This is a genomic window from Mycobacterium sp. (assembly GCF_049281135.1).
In the GTDB taxonomy this organism is placed as follows: Bacteria; Actinomycetota; Actinomycetes; order Mycobacteriales; family Mycobacteriaceae; genus Mycobacterium.
Window position 1 is genome coordinate 1 of the sequence record NZ_JBAPRN010000639.1, and the last position, 7729, is coordinate 7729.

The window sequence follows — 7729 nt, forward strand, 5'->3', positions numbered from 1 at the left end:
GGATGACCGGAATGCCCTGACACACCAGGCCTAAAAACTCGCGCCGCACTTCCCTCGAAAACGGATATCCACTCGGCATGGCAACCCCTCAAATCACGGATGTTGCACTGACCGTATGAATCCGCCCGGCGTGTCGTGGCCGAGCTTTACGTGTCGCGGGGTGAAGCGCGGCGTCAGTCCAGCTGCTCAGTGATTTCGGCCTCCCCTGCGACACCGCCGGGGCCGACGCCGTCGCGAGACAACGCAGCAATCCAGCCGGTGACCCGGCGGGCCACGTCCTGGTCGGTCAGACCGGCAGCGGCGAGTACCTCGCCACGCGACGCATGATCGAAGAACCGTTGCGGCAGGCCGACATCGCGGCATGGCACGTCGATCTCGGCGGCCCGTAACGCGGCCGACACTGCCGAACCGACACCACCGGCCACCCCGTTGTCTTCCAGCGTGACCACCAGCTTGTGCGCCACTGCCAATTCCGGCACCGCGCCAGGAACGGGTAGCGCCCAGCGCGGGTCGATCACTGTCACCCCGATCCCCTGGTCGCGCAGCCGTTCGGCCGCCGCCAGAGCCATCGGCGCGAACGCGCCCACCGACACCAGCAAAACGTCGGCGCCCAGCCCCACGGCCGGTGCCGCGAGCACGTCTACCCCGGCGTGTTGCTGCGCCGCCGGAATATCTTCGCCGACATCGCCTTTCGGGAATCTGATCACGGTGGGCCCGTCGCCGATAGCCAGCGCCTCGCCGAGTTCCTCACGCAGGCGGGCACCATCACGGGGCGCGGCCACCCGGATCCCGGGGACGATCCCCAGCATCGACATGTCCCACATGCCGTTGTGGCTCGCGCCGTCGCTACCGGTGACCCCGGCCCGGTCGAGCACGATCGTGACCGGCAGCTTGTGCAGCGCCACATCCATCATGATCTGGTCGAACGCCCGGTTGAGGAAAGTCGAGTAGATCGCGACGACGGGATGCATCCCGCCCATCGCCAGTCCCGCCGCCGACGTCATCGCGTGCTGCTCGGCGATGCCGACGTCAAAAAGGCGGTCCGGGAAGCGTTCTCCGAACGCGCTCAGTCCGGTGGGCCCGGGCATGGCCGCGGTGATCGCGACGATGTCGCGGCGTTTGGTCGCGTGCTCGATCAGCGACTCGGAGAACGTCGCCGTCCAACTCGGTCCCGCGATTTTGGTGGCCAACCCGGTCGCTGGATCGATCACCCCACAGGAATGCATCTGCTCGGCCTCGTCGTCCTCGGCTGGGCCGTAGCCCCTGCCCTTCTGCGTCACGACATGCACCAGCACCGGACCGTGGAATCCGCGGGCGCGGCGCAGCGCCGCCTCCACGGCGTGCTCGTCGTGCCCGTCGACCGGCCCGACATACTTCAGGCCGAGATCGGTGAACAGCAGCTGCGGCGAAAGCGCGTCCTTCACACCGGCTTTGACACTGTGCATGAATTGGTAAGCCACTTCGCCGAAGAGCGGCATGCCGCGCATCGCACTGCGCCCGCGCTTCAGCAGATGCTCGTAACCGGGCTGCAGCCGCAGCATGGCCAGGTGGTTGGCCAGACCGCCGAATGTCGGCGCGTAACTGCGGCCGTTGTCGTTGACGACGATCACCATCGGGCGGCGGGTCGCCGCGATGTTGTTCAGCGCCTCCCAGCACATGCCGCCGGTGAGTGCGCCGTCGCCGACCACCACCACCACGTGCCGGTTGCGATGTCCGGTCAGCTCGAACGCCTTGGCCAGCCCGTCGGCATACGACAGCGCCGCACTCGCGTGGCTCGATTCGACCCAGTCGTGTTCGCTCTCCGACCGCGACGGATAACCCGACAGCCCATCCTTTTTGCGTAGCGTCTCGAAGTCCGCGGCCCGGCCGGTCAGCATCTTGTGCACGTAAGCCTGATGGCCGGTGTCGAAGATGATCGGGTCGTGCGGCGAGTCGAATACCCGGTGCAACGCCAGCGTCAGTTCGACGACGCCGAGGTTGGGTCCGAGATGGCCTCCGGTCGCGGCGACTTTGTGAATAAGAAACTCGCGGATCTCGACGGCCAGATCGCGCAGTTCCGCCTGAGACAGGTGCTGCAGATCTGCGGGCCCACGGATCTGTTCAAGCATTTCGCCAGTGTACGCAGAGCCGCCAGTCCACGGCGCGGACCTGCAGTGATACCCCGCCCGACGCACACCAATGCCCTCAGAAACCACACAGATAAGCCTGCTAAGTTATGCCCCGGTGTGCCGGGAAGCCTGGTCGGCGTCGTTTCGTGCTATTCGGGTTTCCCCGCGATTCAAGGTTAATCAGGGCTAATCAGGAGTGCGCGATGAATTGCACGGTCGACGCGACCGGGCCTGGCGGACGGACGTCCGGTGAGGCGGCGTGATCACCCACCGCACATGGTGAGTCAAGCGCGGACCCGACGGCAGGCCAGCCGATGAGCGTCTTTCATGCCGTTTATGCGGTGACGGTGTTCGTGATTGCCTACGTGTTGATCGCCACGGAGCGTTTCAACCAGACGTTCGTGGCGCTGGGCGGCGCAGTGGCGATGTTCTTCTTGCCGTCGATCAACTCCGACGAAGTCTTCTACGCACGCGACACCGGGGTCAACTGGGATGTCCTGTTTCTGCTCCTCGGCATGATGATCATCGTCAGCGTGGTCCGCCAGACCGGCCTGTTCGAATACATGGCGATCTGGTCGTCCAAGCGCGCCAAGGGTTCCCCGTTGCGGATCATGATCTTGCTGATACTTGTCACCGCGCTCGGAACGGCAATTTTGGACAACGTGACCACGGTGCTGTTGATCGCGCCAGTCACCCTGCTGGTGTGCGACCGCCTGGACATCAGCCCAGCGCCGTTTCTCATCGTCGAGGCCCTCGCTGCCAACATCGCCGGCGCGGCGACCCTGGTCGGAGATCCGACCAGCATCATCATCGGCACCGGAGCCCAGCTGAGCTTCATCACATTCACGGCCAACATGGGACCGGCGGTGCTCATCGTTCTGGCCGTACTTTTATTGCTGTTGCCCCGGCTATTCCCAGGCTTTTTCTCCGCCGATCCCGCGCGGGTCGCCGATGTCATGACATTGAACGAGAAGGAAGCGATCCGCAATCCCCGGCTACTGATCCAATGCGGAATCATCCTGGCCGCAGTGTTCGCCGGGTTCGTCCTGCATAGGCAGATCCACATGGAGCCTTCGCTGGTGGCGATGGCCGGCGCCGGCATCCTGGTCACGATGTCCGGCGTGAGCCGAGAGGTGTTTCTGTCCAGCGTCGAATGGGAATCGCTGCTGTTCTTCGCGGGACTATTCATCATGGTCGGGGCGCTGTTGAAGACGGGCGTCGTCAAGCAACTGGCCGATCTGGCCAGCCACCTGACAGGTGGCGATGCTTGGACGGCGACGATGCTGATCCTCACGGTGTCTTTCACGTTGGGCAGCTTCATCAACAACGTTCCGTATGCCGCCACGATGACCCCCGTCGTCGGACACATGGCCGAATCTATTCACGGCCCCGTCGGCTCCGGGGTGCTGTGGTGGGCCCTGCTGCTGGGCACCGTGCTCGGCGGCAACCTCACCGCGGTGGGCGCGAGCGCGAACATCGTCGCCGTCGGAATCGCGCAACGCGCCGGCCATCCGGTCTCGTTCTGGGACTTCACCAAAAGGGGGGCGGTGGTGACCGCGGTCTCGTTCGTGCTTTCCGTTGGTTATCTCTGGGTGCGCTACTTCGCCTTCGGTTAGCCCGAAGTCCCGAAATTCGGCCACGCCCGATCCCCGAAGCTCTCGGCCAAGTATGGTGTCCGTGTGCGGGCAGAGGATCTCGAAGAGAAGTTCCCGATCGTGCCCATCGATTCGGACGCACTCGACGCTGCTCGAAAGATCGCCGAGCACTGCCTGCCCGGACTCCTGGTCACCGATGCGTCCGGGAAGCCATACGCGGTGCTCCCGGCGTTCGCGATCCTGCGATTCATCCTGCCGCGTTACGTGCAGGATGATTTGGGACTCGCGGGCGTCCTCGGCGATCCGACGCCGGACCAGGCCGCCCAGAATTTGGCCGGCAAAACGGTCGGTGAGGTGTTGCCGGACTACGCGCGCGAGCTGCCAACCATCGATGCGCGTGCCACCCTCGTCAAAGTGGCGGCAGAGATGGCGCAGCGACGAACTCCGCTGATCGCGGTGACCAAGGACGGGAAGTTGCACGGAGTGATCACCGCATCACGCCTGCTGGCCGCGGCGCTCAAATCTTGAACGCGTTTCACGCGATCTACGCGGCCACGGTGTTCGTGATTGCGTTCGTGTTGATCGCCACCGAGAAATTGAACAAGACGCTGGTGGCGCTGGCCGGCGCGACGGCCATGTTCTTCTTGCCGGTGATCAACTCTCATGAGGTCTGGTACTCGGAAGACACCGGGATCAACTGGGACGTTATTTTTCTGCTCCTCGGGATGATGATCATCGTCAGCGTGGTCCGGCAGACCGGTGTGTTCGAATTCGTGGCCATCTGGTCGGCCAAGCGGGCCAAAGGCTCCCCGCTGCGGATCATGATCCTGCTGTTGCTGGTAACCGCTCTCGGATCAGCCTTCCTGGATAACGTCACGACCGTTTTGCTGATCGCGCCGGTCACGCTACTGGTGTGCGAGCGGCTGGCCATCAACGCGGTACCGTTCCTGATCGTCGAGGCGTTCGCCGCCAACATCGGCGGCGCCGCGACGCTGGTTGGTGATCCAACCTCAATGATCATCGGCACCGGGGCCGAGCTGAGCTTCGTCTCGTTCCTGGTCCACATGGCGCCGTTGGTGATCATCGTTCTCGGCGTCCTGGTGGTGCTGCTGCCCGTGTTGTTCCCCGGCGCATTCACCGTCGATGACGAACGGATCGCCGACGTCATGTCGCTCGACGAGCGCGAAGCCATCCGCGATCGCAAGCTGCTGATCCAGTGCGCAGTCGTCCTGGTTCTTGTGTTCGCCGGGTTCGTCGCGCACAAGCAACTCCACATGGAGCCGTCACTGATCGCGATGACCGGCGCCGGCATCTTGATCGTGATATCAGGCCTGAGCCGCGAGTTTTATTTGTCCGCCGTCGAGTGGGAGACGCTGCTGTTCTTCGCAGGTCTGTTCGTCATGGTCGGCACCCTGGTGAGAACCGGCGTCATCGATAAGTTGGCCCACGCGGCCAGCAGTTCGACCGGCGGCAGCCCCGTGGCGACGACGATGCTGATCCTCGTGGTCTCTTTTGTCTTCAGTGGGTTCGTCAACAATGTTCCCTACGCCGCCACGATGACCCCGATCGTCGGTCAGTTCGCCTCGTCGATGCACGACTTCAACAGCCAGGGCGTGCTGTGGTGGGCCCTGATCATGGGCACCGTCATGGGCGGCAATCTCACCGCTGTAGGGGCCAGCGCCAACGTCGTCGTGATGGGCATCGCCGAGCGCTCCGGCAATCCCGTCTCCTTCGCACAGTTCACCGGGAAAGGGGCGATAGTGACAGCGATCTCGCTTGTCCTCTCTATCGCTTACATATGGGTGCGCTACCTCGCCTTCGCTTAGGCCGCCCGCCGGCTGCACGAGCCTTCGCAAACCGAACGGCGGTCCCAGTCACCGGAACTTCGCGGCGGACGTATGGTGTCTCTGTGCGAGCAGAGGATCTGGACGAAAAATTTCCAGTCGTCAATATCGACTCAGATGCGCTTGATGCGGTCCGTCTACTCGCCGAACACCGGCTGAACGGGATCGTGGTGGTCACGAATACGTCGGAAACGCCGTTCGCCGTGCTGCCGGCATCCCAGGTCGTCCGGTTCATCGTGCCCGGGTATGTGCAGGACGATCCCGGGCTGGCCAGCGTGCTGACCGAATCGATGGCCGACCACGCGGTAGAGAAGCTGAGCGGCAAGACCATCCGCGACATGCTGCCGAAGCAACGGCAACACATACCGGTGGCCGACGCCGACGACACCATCATCGAAGTGGCCGAGGTCATGGCGCGGCTGCGAAGTCCGCTGGTCGCTGTGGTCAAGAACAACAAGCTGCACGGCGTGATCACCGCATCACGCTTGTTGGCCGCGGCTTTGAAGATCGAGTAACGACAACGCCCGCGGCGTGGCCGTCACATCGTTCTCGCGAATGAATTTCTCGTTAACGATTGGTCCGAAACCTGTTGCACTGCAAGCTGACCCCACAGCAACGAGCCAGGGTCCCGTTATAAAGTTCGGGCGTGTCGAGGAGACCGTCTGAGGGCACCGCGCCATGATGTATTACGCGATCGCCGTGTTCGTGGTCGCCTACGCGCTCATCATCAGCGAGCGGTTCAACAAGACGAAGGTCGCGCTGGTCGGGGCCGCGGCGATGGTCTTCCTGCCGGTGATGGACTCGCCCGACGTTTTCTACTCGCAGGACAACGGAATCGACTGGGACGTCATCTTTTTGATGCTCGGGATGATGATGATAGTCAGCGTCCTGCGCCAGACCGGCGTGTTCGAGTACGCCGCGATCTGGGCCGTCAAGCGCGCGAATGGCTCGCCGCTGCGGATCATGATGCTGCTGATGCTGGTGATGGCACTCGCCTCTGCCATCCTGCCCAACGTCGTCTCGGTGTTGTTGATCGCCCCGGTAACCCTGCTGGTCTGCGATGCGCTGGACGTCAATCCGGTACCCCTGTTGCTGGCCGAGGTGTTCGCGTCCAATGTCGGAGGCGCGGCGACGCTGGTCGGCGATCCCCCGAACATCATCATCGGTGCCCGCAAGGCGTTGTCCTTCAACTCTTTTCTGGTGAACATGGCACCGATCGTCATCATTGTGATGCTGGTCCTGCTCGCGGTGTCGCCGTTGCTGTTCCGCGGCCTGGCGTCGGCCAGTCCAGAACGGGTCGCGGGCGTCATGTCGCTGAAAGAGGGCGATGCGATCCGAGATCGCAAGCTGCTCGCCAGATGCGGCGTTGTCATGACGCTGGTGTTGACCGGTTTCGTCGTCGCCCCGGACGTCCACGTCGCACCGTCACTGGTCGCCTTGCTGGGCGCGGGCGCCCTGATCATGACCTCGAAGTTGGAGCAGTCCGAGTACATGTCCAACGTCGAATGGGACACTTTGCTGTTCATGGTCGGCCTGTTCATCATGGTGGGCGCTCTGTTCAAAACCGGGGTCATCAAGTATCTGGGCGAGGTCGCAGCCGACCTGGTCGGCGACAACGTCTTGGTCGTAACGATGCTGATCCTGGTCATATCGACGCTGGTATCTGGCTTTATCGACAACCTCCCCTACGTGGCCACCATGACGCCGATCGTGAGCCACCTAGCCTCGACCATCACCGGCTCGCACCACCACCATGTGCTGTGGTGGGCGCTGGCACTTGGCGGCGACTTGGGCGGCAACCTGACCGCCGTCGGATCCACCGCCAACATCGTCATGCTCGGGATCGCGATGCGGTCGGGCCACCACATCTCGTTTGGCGAATTCACCCGCAAGGGCATCGTGGTCACCGCGATCTCTACCGGGTTGTGCGCGCTCTACTTGTGGTTGCGGTATTTCGTCTTTGCGTGAGCGGTCAGCGGGTCAGCAGGGCGACACACTCGATGTGATGCGTCAGCGGGAACGAGTCGAACACCGAGATCTTGTCCACCGCGTATCCGTGGCCCTGATAGAGGCCGATGTCGCGAGCGAATGACGCTGCCTCACAACCGATATGAACGATCCTCGGTACCTCGGCGGCGGCCAGCAGGCCGATCACCTCGCGTCCGGCGCCACCGCGCGGCGG

At 63.4% G+C, this 7729-nt stretch carries 6 protein-coding genes and 1 pseudogene; 5 read left to right on the forward strand and 2 right to left on the reverse strand.

The genetic code is table 11. The features are described 5' to 3' along the window. Nucleotides 1–173 precede the first annotated feature (173 nt). Nucleotides 174–2108 (reverse strand): 1-deoxy-D-xylulose-5-phosphate synthase, encoded by a 1935-nt coding sequence (gene dxs, locus WAN02_RS25260; protein WP_422267541.1) that lies wholly within the window; start codon nt 2106–2108, stop codon nt 174–176. A gap of 314 nt (nt 2109–2422) precedes the next feature. Between dxs and WAN02_RS25265 the strand changes: the two genes are divergently transcribed. From WAN02_RS25265 to WAN02_RS25285, 5 genes are all read left to right on the forward strand, one after another. Further along, complete coding sequence (locus tag WAN02_RS25265; protein ID WP_422267543.1) at nt 2423–3724, forward strand: SLC13 family permease; 1302 nt, start codon at nt 2423–2425, stop codon at nt 3722–3724. A 63-nt stretch (nt 3725–3787) separates the two neighbouring features. Further along, on the forward strand, nt 3788–4231 hold the full coding sequence (locus tag WAN02_RS25270) for a CBS domain-containing protein (RefSeq protein ID WP_422267545.1): 444 nt from the start codon (nt 3788–3790) through the stop codon (nt 4229–4231). Beyond that, nucleotides 4228–5529, forward strand: coding sequence for an SLC13 family permease (locus tag WAN02_RS25275; RefSeq protein ID WP_422267547.1), 1302 nt, complete (start codon nt 4228–4230; stop codon nt 5527–5529). Before WAN02_RS25270 ends, WAN02_RS25275 begins: the two co-directional genes overlap by 4 nt. A gap of 83 nt (nt 5530–5612) precedes the next feature. Continuing rightward, nucleotides 5613–6062, forward strand: a complete 450-nt coding sequence (locus WAN02_RS25280; RefSeq protein WP_422267549.1) for a CBS domain-containing protein — start codon at nt 5613–5615, stop codon at nt 6060–6062. 163 nt (nt 6063–6225) lie between these two features. Beyond that, nucleotides 6226–7515: an SLC13 family permease gene (locus WAN02_RS25285; RefSeq protein WP_422267551.1), complete on the forward strand. Its 1290-nt coding sequence runs from the start codon at nt 6226–6228 to the stop codon at nt 7513–7515. Nucleotides 7516–7519: 4 nt separating this feature from the next. Here WAN02_RS25285 and WAN02_RS25290 read toward each other — a convergent pair. Beyond that, nucleotides 7520–7729 (reverse strand): annotated as a pseudogene (locus WAN02_RS25290) (class I SAM-dependent RNA methyltransferase); the annotation flags it as partial.